Consider the following 14930-nt stretch of genomic DNA (forward strand, 5'->3'; position numbering starts at 1 on the left):
ATTTGACTCGTGTTTTTTTTATTTCCCATGAAATAGGTTGGATTCCGGTAATAAAAATGCTGAAATATAGTAAGGGATTTTTTGAGCAGAAATATTGAGAAACTGATAAATAAATGGATAATCTTCAGAGCCATAGCTTCCAAGTAAATCATACCACCAATCTGTTTCATACCTAGAAATCATGCTTAAATTATAGAGCAATAAATAATGAACAAGGAGCTCAGGCAACACTGGCTTAGAGTTTCTAGGGTCGGTCGTAAGTGGTAAATAATAAGTGTCAGTAAGATGTTCATAGTATAAAGGTGTGCTATACATAGGATTCCATGATTGAATAGGTGCTGAAAAAAACACATTTAATTCATTATTTTTCTCAGGTACGTGTTGTATTGATAAATGCTTACAAGCTGTTTCGATGTAACGAGAAAATCTCTCTTTAGTCATATGTAGTCGATCTAGTATATTGACTGAAAAGGAGAGCTCATTTTTATTTGTTGAATCGATTTTATATAATGTTGTTCCTTTTTGACTATAGCGAAATAAATGTTGTAACTCAGGGATTTTTCCCATTAGCTCTAACATATTAAATTTTTCTGTTTCCAAGTGTTTCATGTGAAACAGTTGTTCTGCCGCGTGAGTAAATAGTCCATTTTTCTGTATTTTCACCTCATCTTCTAAAAATTGATATCCTTGTTTTTTTCGTTTACGGGTTGTTACTCCGTGTGCTAAAACGGTTGTTGATTCTGGATAGTTTGGATTAATAGTTAATAAACAAGCTTTAAAAAGTTGCCCTATTCCATAAAATAACAGCATTGGTTGAATGGAAAGTGGCGCTGTTTTATACAATTCATAATAATTTTTACCGTGTTCTAAGTAATAAATAAATGGATAACAATTTTCAAAACTTTTTTTTTCGGCATCCTGAATCGAAGATTTTTCATAACAACGGGCAAGATAATGTTGTACGTTTTGAGATGAAAAGAAGAAACTTAATTGCTGCCAAGCACAAGGTGTATGATGCATATATTACGCTCCTTTTATTGTCTAAAAATTCTAACATATTTATACTTTCTTGACAGTATTTTAACCAATTGATAAGCTACTAATAATAATTTCTGGTATCATGGGGGGAACAATTATGTGGGAAACTAAATTTGTTAAAGAAGGTTTGACTTTTGATGATGTATTACTTGTACCAGCAAAGTCAGATATATTACCAAGAGAAGTAAGTGTTAAAACAGTTTTATCTGAAAGCTTACAGTTAAACATCCCGTTAATTAGTGCAGGAATGGATACAGTAACAGAAGCTGATATGGCTATTGCAATGGCTCGTCAAGGCGGTTTAGGAATCATTCATAAGAATATGTCTATTGAGCACCAGGCAGAGCAAGTTGACAAAGTAAAACGCTCTGAAAGCGGCGTTATTTCAGATCCATTCTTTTTAACTCCAGAACATCAAGTATATGATGCGGAACATCTTATGGGAAAATACCGTATCTCAGGTGTACCAGTTGTAAATAATTTAGATGAGCGAAAACTAGTTGGTATTATTACAAACCGTGATATGCGCTTCATCCAAGACTACTCAATCAAAATTTCTGACGTAATGACAAAAGAACAGTTAATTACAGCCCCAGTTGGTACTACACTGGAAGAAGCTGAAAAGATCCTACAAAAGTATAAAATTGAAAAGCTCCCTCTTGTTGACAATAACGGTGTATTACAAGGGCTTATTACAATAAAAGATATTGAAAAAGTAATTGAATTTCCAAACTCTGCAAAGGATAAGCAAGGACGCTTATTAGTTGGAGCAGCAGTTGGTGTAACGGCTGATGCAATGCTTCGTATCGACGCATTAGTAAAAGCACAGGTAGATGCAATCGTTCTTGATACAGCTCATGGACATTCTCAAGGTGTTATTGAAAAAGTAAAAGAAGTTCGTGCAAAATATCCAGCACTAAACATTATTGCTGGAAATGTTGCTACAGCTGAAGCAACAAAAGCATTAATTGAAGCTGGTGCAAACGTAGTTAAAGTTGGTATTGGACCAGGTTCTATTTGTACGACACGTGTTGTAGCTGGCGTTGGCGTACCACAATTAACAGCAGTTTATGATTGCGCAACAGAAGCTCGTAAACACGGCATTCCAGTTATTGCAGATGGTGGTGTTAAGTACTCTGGTGATATGGTTAAAGCTTTAGCAGCAGGAGCACACGTTGTTATGTTAGGTAGTATGTTTGCTGGTGTTGCTGAAAGCCCTGGAGAAACTGAAATTTACCAAGGTCGTCAATTTAAAGTATATCGTGGAATGGGTTCTGTTGGAGCGATGGAAAAAGGAAGTAAAGATCGTTACTTCCAAGAAGGAAACAAAAAACTTGTTCCAGAAGGTATTGAAGGACGAGTACCATATAAAGGACCTTTAGCAGATACAGTTCATCAATTAGTTGGTGGATTACGTGCAGGTATGGGATACTGCGGAGCACAAGATTTAGAATTCTTACGTGAGAATGCGCAGTTCATTCGTATGTCGGGCGCTGGTTTACGTGAAAGTCATCCTCATCATGTGCAAATTACAAAAGAGGCTCCAAACTACTCATTATAATGTCTTATATGTAAATAGACGGAGATTTGATATCTCTGTCTATTTTTTTTTGATTATGTTAGAATAACGGTTATGTGAGTACATAGATATTGGGGGTAGCAAAAGTGAAAGGTATGTTTTGCAAAAGATTCATTGCGTTGGTAACAGTGCTTACACTAGCTTTTGGCATGTTTGCACCATATAGCAATGCATCAGCAGAAACAGGAGCTGCTTTAAACATTGAAGCAGGTGCAGCGATCTTAGTTGAAGCGAATTCTGGAAAAATTTTATATCAAAAGAATGCAGATGAACTATTATCAATTGCTAGTATGACAAAGATGATGAGTGAATACCTAGTGAACGAGGCTGTTGCGAAAGGTAAACTAAAATGGGATCAAAAAGTTAAAATTTCTGAATATGCTTATAAAATTTCGCAAGATCGGTCGTTATCGAATGTGCCTCTACGAAACGGTGAGTCGTATACAGTAAAAGAGCTATACGAAGCAATGGCAATTTATTCTGCTAATGGTGCAACAATAGCTTTAGCTGAAGCAGTTGCTGGAAAAGAAGTAGACTTTGTAAAAATGATGAATGATAAGTCGAAAGAGCTTGGATTAAAAAATTATAAGTTTGTAAATTCTACGGGCTTAACGAACAAAGATTTAAAAGGACACCATCCTGAAGGGACAACTCCAGATGAAGAAAATAAAATGTCTGCGAGAGATGTAGCAATTTTAGCACAACGTCTTATTGAAGATTTTCCTAAAACATTAGACATAGCAAAAATTTCAAAAAAAGTATTCCGTGAAGGTACTCCGGATCGAATCGAAATGTCGAACTGGAACTGGATGTTAAAAGGCTTAATTAAGGAATATGAAGGCGTAGATGGCCTGAAAACAGGATCAACTCCAGAAGCAGGAGATTGTTTCACTGGTACGGTCGAGAGAAATGGTATGCGTTTCATTTCTGTAGTTATTAAAACGAGTTCTCATACAGCAAGATTTGATGAGACGAAGAAGTTATATGATTATGGCTTTGCTAACTTTGAAATGAAGAAAATGTATGAAGAAGGTTCTTCGGTCAAAGGACAAGAAACAGTACGAGTAGAAAATGCAAAAGATAAAGATGTAGCAGTTCAAACAAAACAAGTTGTTTCACTTCCAGTGTCAAAAGGAAGTAAAGATGTTTATAAAACAGAATTTAAAGAAGCAAGTAAGGGACAAGAAGCACCTATCAAAAAGGGTGTTGCACTTGGTCAGATGGTAATTACACCAAAAGATACGAATGACCCTGGATTTTTATCTGGTAAGTCATTACAAGTAGATCTTGTAACAAAATCAGCAGTAGAAGAAGCAAACTGGTTTACTCGTTCTATGCGCGGAATTGGTTCTTTCTTTAGTGGTATGTGGAATAGTGCTGTTGATACAGTAAAAGGTTGGTTTTAAAAGCTCCTCATTGTAGGAGCTTTTTCTTATTCCTATTTTTCATACCGACTTTATGAAAAAGTAGTGGACAAGCATCTGATAGTTAGTGGTAGAATGTAAGAGTATTCTTAATTTTCTTCTTTAACGGGGGAAAGCAATTCACCTAGGGGGGTTTTTGTACATGACAAATGTAACAGGGACAGAACGTGTAAAACGTGGAATGGCAGAAATGCAAAAAGGCGGCGTTATTATGGACGTAGTTAACGCTGAGCAAGCAAGGATTGCAGAAGAGGCAGGCGCAGTTGCTGTTATGGCATTAGAGCGTGTACCTGCAGATATTCGTGCAGCAGGTGGCGTTTCTCGTATGGCAGATCCAACAATTGTTGAAGAAGTTATGGGTGCTGTATCAATTCCGGTTATGGCAAAATGCCGTATCGGTCACCTTGTAGAAGCACGTGTATTAGAATCATTAGGGGTAGACTATATCGATGAGAGTGAAGTATTAACTCCTGCTGATGAAGTATACCATTTAAATAAACGTGATTACACAGTTCCATTTGTATGTGGTTGCCGCGATATCGGAGAAGCTGCACGTCGTATTGCAGAAGGTGCATCTATGCTTCGTACAAAAGGTGAACCTGGAACAGGAAACATTGTAGAGGCAGTGCGTCATATGCGCCAAGTCAATGCAGAAATCCGTCAAGTTGCAAATCTACGTGAAGATGAGTTAATGACATATGCAAAAAATACTGGTGCTCCTTATGAAGTACTACTTGAAATTAAACGCCTTGGTCGCCTGCCAGTTGTAAACTTTGCAGCAGGTGGTGTAGCAACACCAGCAGATGCAGCGTTAATGATGCAACTTGGTGCTGATGGTGTATTTGTTGGATCTGGTATCTTCAAATCAGAGAACCCAGAGAAATTTGCACGTGCAATCGTTGAAGCAACGACTCATTATGAAGATTACGAACTAATTGCAAGCCTTTCAAAAGGCTTAGGTAATGCAATGAAAGGTATCGAAATTTCAACGTTATTACCAGAACAACGCATGCAAGAGCGTGGATGGTAATTAAAGGAGATCTCTGAAATGGTGAAAATCGGTGTACTGGGTCTTCAAGGTGCAGTTCGTGAGCATGTAAAATCAGTTGAAGCAAGCGGTGCAGAAGCTGTTGTTGTAAAGCGTATAGAACAACTTGAAGAAATTGATGGTCTTATTTTACCAGGCGGTGAAAGTACAACAATGCGCCGTCTTATTGATAAGTATGCTTTCATGGAGCCTCTTCGTACATTTGCGAAGTCGGGTAAACCAATGTTTGGTACATGTGCGGGTATGATCCTTCTTGCGAAAACGCTCATTGGCTATGAAGAAGCACATATTGGTGCTATGGATATTACGGTTGAGCGCAATGCGTTCGGACGCCAAAAAGATAGTTTTGAAGCTGCACTTTCAATGAAAGGTGTGGGAGAAGACTTTGTTGGTGTATTTATCCGTGCTCCGTATGTTGTAAATGTAGCTGATGATGTTGAAGTACTTTCTACACATGGCGATCGAATGGTAGCGGTAAGACAAGATCAGTTTTTAGCTGCTTCTTTCCATCCAGAATTAACGGACGATCATCGTGTAACAGCATACTTTGTAGAAATGGTAAAAGAAGCGAAAATGAAAAAAGTTGTATAAGTAACTTGCAACTTGTATAAGATTATAGTAAATTGATGGTAACAATTTTATAAAATAAGCGTGTTGATAGGAAGTAGTAACAAATGTTGTTTCTTATAGAGAGTCGATGGTTGGTGGAAATCGATAGAAACAGTTTGTGAATCCATCCTGGAATGGAATGTGGAATATCTTTTGATTAGTAAGCATTCCCGGTGAAGAGCCGTTATTTCTACTTGAGAGGAAAGCGGTAATGCTTTCAACTAGGGTGGCAACGCGGGTTAACTCCCGTCCCTTTGTATAGGGACGGGAGTTTTTTGTGTTTTATAAAATAAAAGGAGGAGTATATAATGCTTGATATTAAATTTTTACGTACGAATTTTGAAGAAGTAAAAGCAAAATTGCAGCATAGAGGCGAAGATTTAACGGATTTTGGTCGCTTTGAAGAACTTGATACGAGAAGAAGAGAGCTACTTGTTCAAACGGAAGAACTAAAAAGTAAACGTAACGAGGTATCTCAACAAATTTCAGTATTAAAGCGTGAAAAGAAAGATGCGGAAGCTCTAATTCTAGAAATGCGTGAAGTTGGGGAAAAAGTAAAAGATCTTGATAATGAGCTTCGTACAGTTGAAGAAGATTTAGAAAGATTAATGCTATCTATCCCAAATATTCCTCATGAATCTGCTCCAATAGGTGAAACAGAGGATGATAACGTAGTAGCACGTACTTGGGGAGAAGTGAAAGAATTTACTTATGAGCCAAAACCACATTGGGACCTTGCTACTGATTTAGGGATTTTAGATTTTGAACGTGCTGGGAAAGTAACGGGAAGCCGATTTGTATTTTACAAAGGTGCTGGTGCAAGATTAGAACGTGCTTTGATTAGTTTTATGCTTGACCTTCATACTGATGAGCATGGATATGAGGAAGTATTGCCTCCTTATATGGTAAACCGTGCAAGTATGACAGGAACAGGACAACTTCCGAAGTTTGAAGAAGATGCATTCCGTATTGAAAGCGAAGATTATTTCTTAATTCCTACAGCTGAAGTACCTGTAACGAATATGCATCGTGATGAGATTTTAAGTAAAGAGCAATTACCGATACGATATGCTGCATTTAGCTCATGCTTCCGTTCTGAAGCAGGTTCAGCTGGTCGCGATACACGTGGTTTAATTCGCCAACACCAATTTAATAAAGTTGAACTTGTGAAATTCGTGAAACCAGAAGATTCTTACGAAGAGTTAGAAAAATTAACAAATGATGCAGAGCGCGTGTTACAATTATTAGAGTTGCCATATCGCGTTATGAGCATGTGTACAGGAGATTTAGGATTTACAGCAGCGAAGAAATATGATATTGAAGTATGGATTCCAAGCTATGGCACATATCGTGAAATTTCTTCTTGTAGTAATTTTGAGGCCTTCCAAGCGAGACGCGCGAATATCCGTTTCCGCCGTGAGCCAAATGGCAAACCGGAACATGTTCATACACTAAATGGATCTGGTCTTGCAATTGGACGTACAGTGGCAGCTATTTTAGAGAACTACCAACAAGAAGATGGTACAATTATAATTCCAGAAGTTCTTCGCCCTTATATGGGAGGAAAAACAGTTATTAAATAAGTTAAAACATTCATCGGTATGAGTGATTGGTAATTATGGGCATTGTCAGCAGTGTCATAAAGGAGAGGGGAAGTAAAATTTCCCTTTCCCCATAATTTATTATGGTAGGGTTGACTAACTGTTTTTCTTTTGATATTATATTTGATGTCAATATGGAGGTATACCCAAGTCTGGCTGAAGGGATCGGTCTTGAAAACCGACAGGCGGCGAGAGTCGCGCGGGGGTTCGAATCCCTCTACCTCCTCCAGATATAATTGACAACAGCGCATATAAGTGGAGATTGGAGAACTCGTTACCAACACGTAACGAGTTTTTATTTTAAAACCAATCATAAAGTATGATGTAAGGATATAGTGTCCTTATTACACACTCATATTCCGATGATTATCTTCATAGATATGAAAGGAGTTAACATGGATCTTATTATACAAACGTTTCCTTTAGATGGAAAAACTTTATATTATGTACAATGTCCTGTCTGTAAGAACAATAGAATTTTAAACAGTGGTGCAAATGTGTCGCGCATTATAAGTGATGATACATTCCGTAAACTTTGTGGTTGCACTTGTGATGTAAAACAAGTTGCAAAAAAAGTAGAGGTGCCAAAAGAAGCTGAAAAACCAGCTGTGCAAAAAGAAGTAACTCCAAAACGTACAGGGAAATTACTAACAGCAGTAATTAATGGGAAAGAAATGACTGTTAAAGAAATTGCTGAAACATATGATATTAGTACGAGCACTGTTCGTCAGCGTATTAATGCTGGAAAGCCAGAGAGTGAAATTATTGCTCCGACGAAAAAGAAAAAGTAATTTCATAGAAAAACCCGTGCGTATGCACGGGTTTTTTATTTTACAAGTTTACGTGTTTGTTTTAAAAAATGTCCAATTTTTTTAATGATTGGTTCGATTGAATCGCCATCTTTTAAAATATCGTACTCATTAATATTTAAGCGTAAAATAGGGCATGAATTAAAGTTATTAATCCAGTTTTCGTAACGTCCATGCATCTCTTTCCAATACTCAATTGGTGTTTGCTGCTCCATTGGACGTCCTCGTTCTTGAATACGATCGACAATATCATCAAACGAACCTTCTAGGTAAATTAATAAGTCTGGATGAGGGAAGTAAGGAGTCATGACCATAGCATCAAACAAACCTTTGTATGTTTCATAATCAGTTTCAGTCATTGTACCCTTTTCGTGATGCATCTTTGCGAAAATACCAGTGTCCTCATAAATAGAACGGTCTTGAATAAAACCGCCACCATATTCGAAAATTCTTTTTTGTTCTTTAAATCGTTCTGCTAAAAAGTATACTTGTAAGTGAAAGCTCCAGCGTGTGAAATCAGCATAGAACTTGTCCAAATATGGGTTGGAATCTACTTTTTCAAAAGATGTACGATAACCTAAAGCGTTAGCTAATGCAGTTGTCATAGTTGATTTACCGACACCTACAGTTCCAGCAATAGTGATAACTGCATCATTTGGTATATCATATTTTTGCCTTAAATTCATTGTTATTTCGACCCCTTCAAGAGAATATTTTGAAGAGCGGATAAGATGACATTTAAATCATCAGGATTTCTTACAAAATCCATATCGTCTCCATTAAATTTTAATACTGGAATATCTGGATGGTCCTTTTTGAAAGCATCCATTGCTGTTTCGTAATCTTTTGTAAGCTGTAGCAAGTAATTTGGATCCATATTTTTTTCGAATTCTCTTCCGCGCATCGCAATTCGTTCTTGTAATGTTTCTAGGCTCGCTGTTAAATAAACGATGACATTTGGTACAGGCATATCTTGCGTAAGAATGCGATAAATTTGCATGTACTTGTCATATTGAGAATCTTTTAATGTACGGGATGCGAAAATTAAATTTTTAAATATATGATAATCTGCTACTACAGGCTTCCTTTGATTCAAATACTTTATGTTAATATCCTCTAGTTGTTTGTATCTATTACAAAGAAAGAACATCTCTGTTTGAAAACTCCATTCGTCGATGTCTTCGTAGAATTTTCCTAAAAAAGGATTTTCATCAACAATCTCTTTTAGTAAGTGGAGTTGCATGTGAGTTGAAAGTTCCTTCGCAAGTGAAGTTTTTCCAACACCAATTGGTCCTTCAACCGTGATAAATGGTACTCCGGTCACGCTGTTTCCTCCTTTCAATCAGTGATTTACCGTGACTACTAAAAACACAAAACAGAATTATTGTAGCACAAGAGGGGAGCGAGCGGACTAATTTGATATAAAAAGTTAGAAAATAGATATGTATTAATTAAATTTTATTTGGGATGACGGTACAATATTTGCCTTTAATGTGGCTTCCATTATTTTTAAAGCATGTTCATTATCTTGCTCGTTATTAGAAGCGATGCAATCCCGTGGCACATAAAGTGTATAATTTCTCATATGGGCATCATTAGCTGTAAAAAGGATGCATATGTTCCCGGCAATTCCTGTTAAAATGAGATTTTCGATTTTTAAATAACCTAATAAAGAATTCAAAGGTGTTTCATAAAAAGCAGAGTAATGTGGTTTAATAAAAATGTAATCGTCAGTATGTGGAGCAATGGCTTCGATAATATTTTTACTATAATCATTTGTACAATGAGTAATAAGTTGATCGATATCAGATCTCCAAAGTTGATAGTGATCATTGATATAAATTATTGGATAGCCCAATGATTTCATGGTGTCCTTTAATTGTAAAATGGGGTTCTTTATAATTTCACATTTCTGTGCCAGGATGGGCCCGTGGGAGAATTGAAAATCATTAATCATATCGATAATGAGTAAGGCAGTATTTTTCATATGTAATTCCCTCTCTTTCTTCTTTAGATTGGATTGAATTTGTAAAAGTTATCCCACCTGTAAGGAATGAAAAAGTGTATTTTATTTTGGTGAAAGGACTATATTATGGAGCGAGATATATATTTTATGCAGTTAGCAATAGAGGAAGCGAAGAAGGCGGAGGCGATACAAGAGGTACCAATTGGTGCTGTAATTGTGCTAGATGGTGAAGTGATTAGTGTCGCACATAACTTAAGAGAAACTGAACAGAGATCAATAGCTCACGCCGAGCTCTTAGCTATTGATGAAGCTTGTAAAAAATTAGGGACATGGCGTTTAGAAGATGCAACGTTATATGTAACATTAGAGCCTTGTCCAATGTGTGCAGGGGGAATTGTTTTATCGCGTGTAAAACGGGTTGTATATGGAGCGAGCGATCCGAAAGGTGGATGTGCAGGTACATTGATGAATCTTTTAACTGATGAGCGTTTTAATCATCAGTGTGAAGTAGTGGCTGGTGTACTTGAAGAGGAATGTGGTACGTTGTTAACGATTTTTTTTAGGGAGCTTCGTAAGAAAAGAAAAGAAGCGAAAAAACTAGAGAAAAGTAATGGTAACTAACGTATTTGCATTTTGTAAAAAAACAAGTTATACTGATTATGCCTTATCCAAGGCAACCGAATATTGGTTTTAACTTTGCCGTGCTAAGCGGGGAGGTAGCGGTGCCCTATACTCGCAATCCGCTCTAGCGAGGCCGAATCCCTTCTCGAGGTTATGCTGCTGTAAGGTCTGACTTAAGTAAGTGGTGTTGACGTTTGGGTCCTGCGCAACGGGACCCCGTGAACCTTGTCAGGTCCGGAAGGAAGCAGCAATAAGCGGGTTTTCTCGTGTGCCGCAGGAGTGCCTGAACCGAGCTAACTGCTTAAGTAACGCTTATGGTACGTAATCGACAGAAGGTGCACGGCAGTTATATATGTATACAAAACTCACCTTAATATAAAGGTGGGTTTTTTGTATGGAAAATAACTTTTGGAATCTATAAACAGAATGGGTTATAATAAATAAGATAATAACCTTTGAGGGAGGCCGTATTTTCGTGTCATACCAAGCGTTATACCGAACATGGAGACCGCAAAAATTCGAAGACGTAGTCGGTCAAAAGCACGTGACAAAAACGTTGCAAAATGCCCTTCTTCAAGAGAAAGCTTCACATGCTTATTTGTTTTCTGGTCCGAGGGGAACAGGGAAAACGACAATTGCAAAAGTATTTGCAAAGGCAATTAACTGTGAACACGCTCCGGTAGCTGAACCTTGTAATGAATGTCCTTCTTGTTTAGGAATTACACAAGGGTCCATTTCAGATGTATTAGAAATTGATGCGGCTTCAAATAACGGTGTAGATGAAATTCGAGATATAAGAGATAAAGTAAAATATGCTCCAAGTGCTGTAGGATATAAAGTATACATTATTGATGAAGTTCACATGCTTTCCATGGGTGCCTTTAATGCGCTTTTGAAAACTTTAGAAGAGCCACCAGAACATGTTATTTTTATTTTGGCGACAACAGAACCGCATAAGATTCCAGCTACAATTATTTCACGTTGTCAGCGTTTTGAGTTTCGAAAGATATCAGTAAATGATATCGTTGAGAGGTTATCGACAGTCGTGACAAATGAAGGTACGAAAGTAGAAGATGAAGCGTTACAAATCGTAGCGCGTGCCGCTGAAGGTGGTATGCGTGATGCGCTCAGTCTTATCGATCAAGCTATTTCTTATAGTGATGAGACGGTGACGAGTGAAGATGTTTTAGCTGTAACAGGATCTGTATCTCAGCGATATTTAGGTAACCTGGTAGAATGTATACGTGAAAATGATGTATCAAGAGCGTTACGTATTATAGATGAGATGATGAGTAAAGGGAAAGATCCAGTTCGCTTTATGGAGGATTTCATTTACTACTATCGTGATATGCTTTTATATCAAACTTCATCACAATTAGAACATATGTTGGAACGGGTAATTGTAGATGATCAATTCCGTACGTTAAGTGAAGAAATGCAACCGGAAGTAATCTATGAAATTATTCATACCCTTAGTAAGGGACAACAGGAGATGAAGTGGACAAACCATCCAAGAATTTTCTTAGAAGTTGTTATGGTGCAACTGTGTCAGCAGTTTATGATGCAAGCAAACGGCGCAGATCGTTTACAAGCGATTATGAACAGGATGCAGCAGCTGGAGAAAGAGTTAGAGCAAGTTAAAAAGAATGGCGTGCCAGCTGGTGTGCAGCAGGAAGTAAGAGAGACGCGGGCAACACCAAAACCGGTACGAACAGGAAGTATGAAAATTCCTGTTGGACGTGTGAATGAAGTGTTAAAGCAAGCGAAGCGTCAAGATTTAGAACAGTTAAAAGCTGTATGGGGCGAATTATTAGGAAGGCTCAAGTCACATAACAAAGTAGCATTTGCTGTTTTATTAGAAAATAGTGAACCAGTTGCGGCTTCAGATGATACCTATGTGTTAGCATTTCAATATGAGATTCATTGCAAAATGGCTAGTGAAAATCGAGAAGCGATGGATACATTGGAACAAACTCTTTTTGAATTGTTAAGTAAAAGGTTAAATATGATTGCTATCCCAAAAAGTGAATGGGGTAAAATTCGTGAAGACTTTTTACAACGTGAAGGCGGGGATTCTGAAGAAAGCCCAGAACAAAAAGAAGATCCTCTTATAGAAGAGGCTGTAAAATTAGTAGGGCAAGAACTTATTGAAATAAAAGAGTAATAATAATTAGGAGGAATTAATTATGATGCGTGGCGGAATGGGAAATATGAATAATATGATGAAACAAATGCAAAAGATGCAAAAAGACATGGCGAAGGCGCAAGAAGAGCTTGGTGACAAAACAGTTGAAGGTACAGCTGGTGGCGGAATGGTTACTGTTATCGCAAATGGTCATAAGCAAGTTCTTGAAGTGAAAATTAAAGAAGAAGTTGTAGATCCAGAAGATATTGAAATGTTACAAGACTTAGTATTAGCTGCAACGAATGATGCACTTAAAAAGGCTGAAGAACTTTCGAATTCTACAATGGGTAAATTTACAAAAGGTTTGAACTTACCAGGTGGAATGTTCTAGGAGGATATTGATATATGCATTATCCAGAACCGATATCAAAATTAATCGATAGTTTTATGAAATTGCCAGGAATCGGACCGAAAACGGCGGTTCGACTGGCATTCTTCGTGTTAGATATGAAAGAAGATGATGTGTTAGGTTTTGCGAAAGCGCTTGTGAATGCGAAGCGAGATTTAGCGTATTGTTCGATATGCGGGCATATCACTGACCGCGATCCTTGTTATATTTGTGACGATTCGCATAGAGATCAATCGGTTGTTTGTGTAGTACAAGAGCCGAAAGATGTAATTGCGATGGAAAAAATGAAAGAATATCAAGGTGTATATCATGTGTTACGTGGGGCTATTTCTCCAATGGAGGGAATTGGGCCTGAGGATATTAATATCCCGCAGTTATTAAAGAGACTACAAGATGAAACAGTACAAGAAGTGATATTAGCAACAAACCCTAATATTGAAGGGGAAGCTACAGCGATGTACATATCCCGCCTCTTAAAGCCAACAGGGATTAAAGTAACTCGTATTGCACATGGTCTGCCAGTTGGTGGAGATCTAGAATATGCAGATGAAGTAACACTATCGAAAGCTTTAGAAGGCCGTAGAGAGATATAAGAGGAGAAGGGAAAATGTTCTTTCAAAAAAAGGGTAAGTTGCGTAAAGAGTATGACGATAAGTTAATTGTATTATTAGAAAAGGTAAAGAATGAATGGCTACGTCAAAAGAGACTGGTTGAACAAAGTGTTGAGCCGTCTCAAGATGTACTTTGTTCTTTAAAAATAGCAGAGGCGAAATATTTTTTCTTGTTAAAAGAAGCAAAACGTCGTCCTGTGAAAATGGAACAATGGTAAAAGGTCCTGCTTTTTAAAGCGGGACCTTTTGCTTTTTATCGATTTATTTGTGAGTAACAGGGCTACTTTATTTTTGGGATATAAAGAGGAGGGAGAAAAGGTGGGAATGGAATTAGTTGTATCTAATTGTTAGTGCTTAGAAGAAATATTACTGATTAAAGGTTATAAAGATGAAGTAATAGGAGTTATGTTATAGATGTTCTTTTTTATTGTCTTGTCCCATACAAATGGATATGTATAGGTCATTCATAAGGAGGAAAAAATGAATTCTACAATTATTATTGTTGGCATTCTTGCTTTGGTTTTTATTTTTCTTGTTTTTGGTGTTTCTGCTAAACCAATACGTTTTATAGGGAAAGCACTCTTTCATGTCACTTTAGGTATAGCTTTACTATTTATTGTGAATGTTGCAGGGACATATTTTGATTTTCATATTCCAATTAATATGGGAACAGCTACAGTATCAAGTTTATTAGGGGTGCCAGGTGTTGCTGCATTAGTGATTATTAAGCTATATATAATGCCAAGATAAATTTATTTTGGCATTTTTTTAAAAAGCGTTGACGTCGCCGGTAGCAAAACGCAGAAAGCGACAAACGAAATCAAAAACGAAATGAAAAACTTAGTTGACATTTCAATTCGAAATGTTAACATAAGGAAGTCGCTAAAGCGCGACGAAGTTCTTTGAAAACTGAACGAAACAAACAACGTGAACGTCAATTTTTATTTTTAGATGCTAGACAAACTAACTTTATTGGAGAGTTTGATCCTGGCTCAGGATGAACGCTGGCGGCGTGCCTAATACATGCAAGTCGAGCGAATGGATTGAGAGCTTGCTCTCAAGAAGTTAGCGGCGGACGGGTGAGTAACAC

At 37.3% G+C, this 14930-nt stretch carries 16 protein-coding genes, 1 tRNA gene, 1 rRNA gene, 1 other RNA gene and 1 other annotated feature; of the genes, 15 read left to right on the forward strand and 4 right to left on the reverse strand.

The genetic code is table 11. From position 1 onward, the window contains the following. Window positions 1-18: 18 nt before the first annotated feature. Window positions 19-1020 carry a YaaC family protein gene (locus KI356_RS08835; RefSeq protein WP_128283562.1) on the reverse strand — a complete coding sequence of 334 codons (1002 nt, stop codon included), beginning with the start codon at window positions 1018-1020 and terminating at the stop codon, window positions 19-21. Window positions 1021-1135: 115 nt separating this feature from the next. On the opposite strand from KI356_RS08835, the gene guaB reads away from it, so the two are divergent. From guaB to KI356_RS08870, 7 genes are all read left to right on the forward strand, one after another. Beyond that, window positions 1136-2599, forward strand: a complete 1464-nt coding sequence (gene guaB / locus KI356_RS08840) for an IMP dehydrogenase (RefSeq protein WP_128283563.1) — start codon at window positions 1136-1138, stop codon at window positions 2597-2599. A gap of 113 nt (window positions 2600-2712) precedes the next feature. Continuing rightward, on the forward strand, window positions 2713-4023 hold the full coding sequence (locus KI356_RS08845) for a D-alanyl-D-alanine carboxypeptidase family protein (protein WP_128283570.1): 1311 nt from the start codon (window positions 2713-2715) through the stop codon (window positions 4021-4023). Between the two features lie 160 nt (window positions 4024-4183). Then, complete coding sequence (pdxS, locus tag KI356_RS08850; protein ID WP_128283564.1) at window positions 4184-5071, forward strand: pyridoxal 5'-phosphate synthase lyase subunit PdxS; 888 nt, start codon at window positions 4184-4186, stop codon at window positions 5069-5071. Between the two features lie 18 nt (window positions 5072-5089). Further along, window positions 5090-5680: a pyridoxal 5'-phosphate synthase glutaminase subunit PdxT gene (gene pdxT, locus KI356_RS08855; RefSeq protein ID WP_128283565.1), complete on the forward strand. Its 591-nt coding sequence runs from the start codon at window positions 5090-5092 to the stop codon at window positions 5678-5680. Between the two features lie 54 nt (window positions 5681-5734). Further along, window positions 5735-5955 (forward strand) — a binding site (T-box leader). Between the two features lie 51 nt (window positions 5956-6006). Further along, a complete protein-coding gene (gene serS, locus KI356_RS08860) occupies window positions 6007-7281 on the forward strand; it encodes a serine--tRNA ligase (RefSeq protein ID WP_002123541.1) in 1275 nt (424 codons plus the stop codon). A 154-nt stretch (window positions 7282-7435) separates the two neighbouring features. Further along, window positions 7436-7528, forward strand: a tRNA-Ser gene (locus KI356_RS08865). 166 nt (window positions 7529-7694) lie between these two features. Further along, a complete protein-coding gene (locus KI356_RS08870) occupies window positions 7695-8090 on the forward strand; it encodes a sigma factor-like helix-turn-helix DNA-binding protein (protein WP_002107271.1) in 396 nt (131 codons plus the stop codon). A gap of 35 nt (window positions 8091-8125) precedes the next feature. Here the strand turns inward: KI356_RS08870 and KI356_RS08875 are convergent, their stop codons facing one another. The 3 genes from KI356_RS08875 to KI356_RS08885 form a co-directional block, all read right to left on the reverse strand. Further along, window positions 8126-8794 (reverse strand): deoxynucleoside kinase, encoded by a 669-nt coding sequence (locus tag KI356_RS08875; protein ID WP_002123539.1) that lies wholly within the window; start codon window positions 8792-8794, stop codon window positions 8126-8128. A gap of 2 nt (window positions 8795-8796) precedes the next feature. Continuing rightward, window positions 8797-9432: a deoxynucleoside kinase gene (locus KI356_RS08880; RefSeq protein WP_128283566.1), complete on the reverse strand. Its 636-nt coding sequence runs from the start codon at window positions 9430-9432 to the stop codon at window positions 8797-8799. A gap of 123 nt (window positions 9433-9555) precedes the next feature. Beyond that, window positions 9556-10095, reverse strand: coding sequence for a cysteine hydrolase family protein (locus KI356_RS08885; RefSeq protein ID WP_128283567.1), 540 nt, complete (start codon window positions 10093-10095; stop codon window positions 9556-9558). Window positions 10096-10200: 105 nt separating this feature from the next. On the opposite strand from KI356_RS08885, the gene tadA reads away from it, so the two are divergent. The 8 genes from tadA to KI356_RS08925 all read left to right on the forward strand — a co-directional run. Beyond that, entirely contained in the window at window positions 10201-10695 is a 495-nt protein-coding gene (gene tadA / locus KI356_RS08890; protein WP_002123533.1) for a tRNA adenosine(34) deaminase TadA, read from the forward strand. 78 nt (window positions 10696-10773) lie between these two features. Beyond that, an RNA gene (ffs, locus tag KI356_RS08895) (signal recognition particle sRNA large type) lies at window positions 10774-11038 on the forward strand. Between the two features lie 132 nt (window positions 11039-11170). Next, window positions 11171-12859 carry a DNA polymerase III subunit gamma/tau gene (gene dnaX / locus KI356_RS08900; protein ID WP_128283568.1) on the forward strand — a complete coding sequence of 563 codons (1689 nt, stop codon included), beginning with the start codon at window positions 11171-11173 and terminating at the stop codon, window positions 12857-12859. Between the two features lie 25 nt (window positions 12860-12884). Further along, a complete protein-coding gene (locus tag KI356_RS08905; RefSeq protein ID WP_205685993.1) occupies window positions 12885-13211 on the forward strand; it encodes a YbaB/EbfC family nucleoid-associated protein in 327 nt (108 codons plus the stop codon). A 14-nt stretch (window positions 13212-13225) separates the two neighbouring features. Next, the gene (gene recR, locus KI356_RS08910) at window positions 13226-13822 is read left to right on the forward strand and encodes a recombination protein RecR (protein WP_002107278.1); all 597 of its coding nucleotides are present in this window, start codon (window positions 13226-13228) and stop codon (window positions 13820-13822) included. Between the two features lie 14 nt (window positions 13823-13836). After that, the gene (locus KI356_RS08915; protein ID WP_002009631.1) at window positions 13837-14058 is read left to right on the forward strand and encodes a YaaL family protein; all 222 of its coding nucleotides are present in this window, start codon (window positions 13837-13839) and stop codon (window positions 14056-14058) included. A gap of 262 nt (window positions 14059-14320) precedes the next feature. After that, window positions 14321-14590, forward strand: a complete 270-nt coding sequence (locus KI356_RS08920; RefSeq protein ID WP_002063354.1) for a pro-sigmaK processing inhibitor BofA family protein — start codon at window positions 14321-14323, stop codon at window positions 14588-14590. A 219-nt stretch (window positions 14591-14809) separates the two neighbouring features. Beyond that, window positions 14810-14930, forward strand: a 16S ribosomal RNA gene (locus KI356_RS08925); the annotation flags it as partial.

Source organism: Bacillus hominis (assembly GCF_018332515.1).
GTDB classification, from domain to species: domain Bacteria; phylum Bacillota; class Bacilli; order Bacillales; family Bacillaceae_G; genus Bacillus_A; species Bacillus_A hominis.

Excerpts from the sequence above, each read along its gene's own strand:
- KI356_RS08885 (WP_128283567.1), bottom strand. The coding sequence starts at position 10,095 with ATGAAAAATACTGCCTTACTCATTATCGATATGATTAATGATTTTCAA.
- pdxT (WP_128283565.1), top strand. The coding sequence starts at position 5,090 with ATGGTGAAAATCGGTGTACTGGGTCTTCAAGGTGCAGTTCGTGAGCAT.
- KI356_RS08835 (WP_128283562.1), bottom strand. The coding sequence starts at position 1,020 with ATGCATCATACACCTTGTGCTTGGCAGCAATTAAGTTTCTTCTTTTCA.
- KI356_RS08905 (WP_205685993.1), top strand. The coding sequence starts at position 12,885 with ATGCGTGGCGGAATGGGAAATATGAATAATATGATGAAACAAATGCAA.
- KI356_RS08845 (WP_128283570.1), top strand. The coding sequence starts at position 2,713 with ATGTTTTGCAAAAGATTCATTGCGTTGGTAACAGTGCTTACACTAGCT.
- KI356_RS08920 (WP_002063354.1), top strand. The coding sequence starts at position 14,321 with ATGAATTCTACAATTATTATTGTTGGCATTCTTGCTTTGGTTTTTATT.
- recR (WP_002107278.1), top strand. The coding sequence starts at position 13,226 with ATGCATTATCCAGAACCGATATCAAAATTAATCGATAGTTTTATGAAA.
- serS (WP_002123541.1), top strand. The coding sequence starts at position 6,007 with ATGCTTGATATTAAATTTTTACGTACGAATTTTGAAGAAGTAAAAGCA.
- KI356_RS08915 (WP_002009631.1), top strand. The coding sequence starts at position 13,837 with ATGTTCTTTCAAAAAAAGGGTAAGTTGCGTAAAGAGTATGACGATAAG.
- guaB (WP_128283563.1), top strand. The coding sequence starts at position 1,136 with ATGTGGGAAACTAAATTTGTTAAAGAAGGTTTGACTTTTGATGATGTA.
- KI356_RS08875 (WP_002123539.1), bottom strand. The coding sequence starts at position 8,794 with ATGAATTTAAGGCAAAAATATGATATACCAAATGATGCAGTTATCACT.
- KI356_RS08870 (WP_002107271.1), top strand. The coding sequence starts at position 7,695 with ATGGATCTTATTATACAAACGTTTCCTTTAGATGGAAAAACTTTATAT.
- tadA (WP_002123533.1), top strand. The coding sequence starts at position 10,201 with ATGGAGCGAGATATATATTTTATGCAGTTAGCAATAGAGGAAGCGAAG.
- pdxS (WP_128283564.1), top strand. The coding sequence starts at position 4,184 with ATGACAAATGTAACAGGGACAGAACGTGTAAAACGTGGAATGGCAGAA.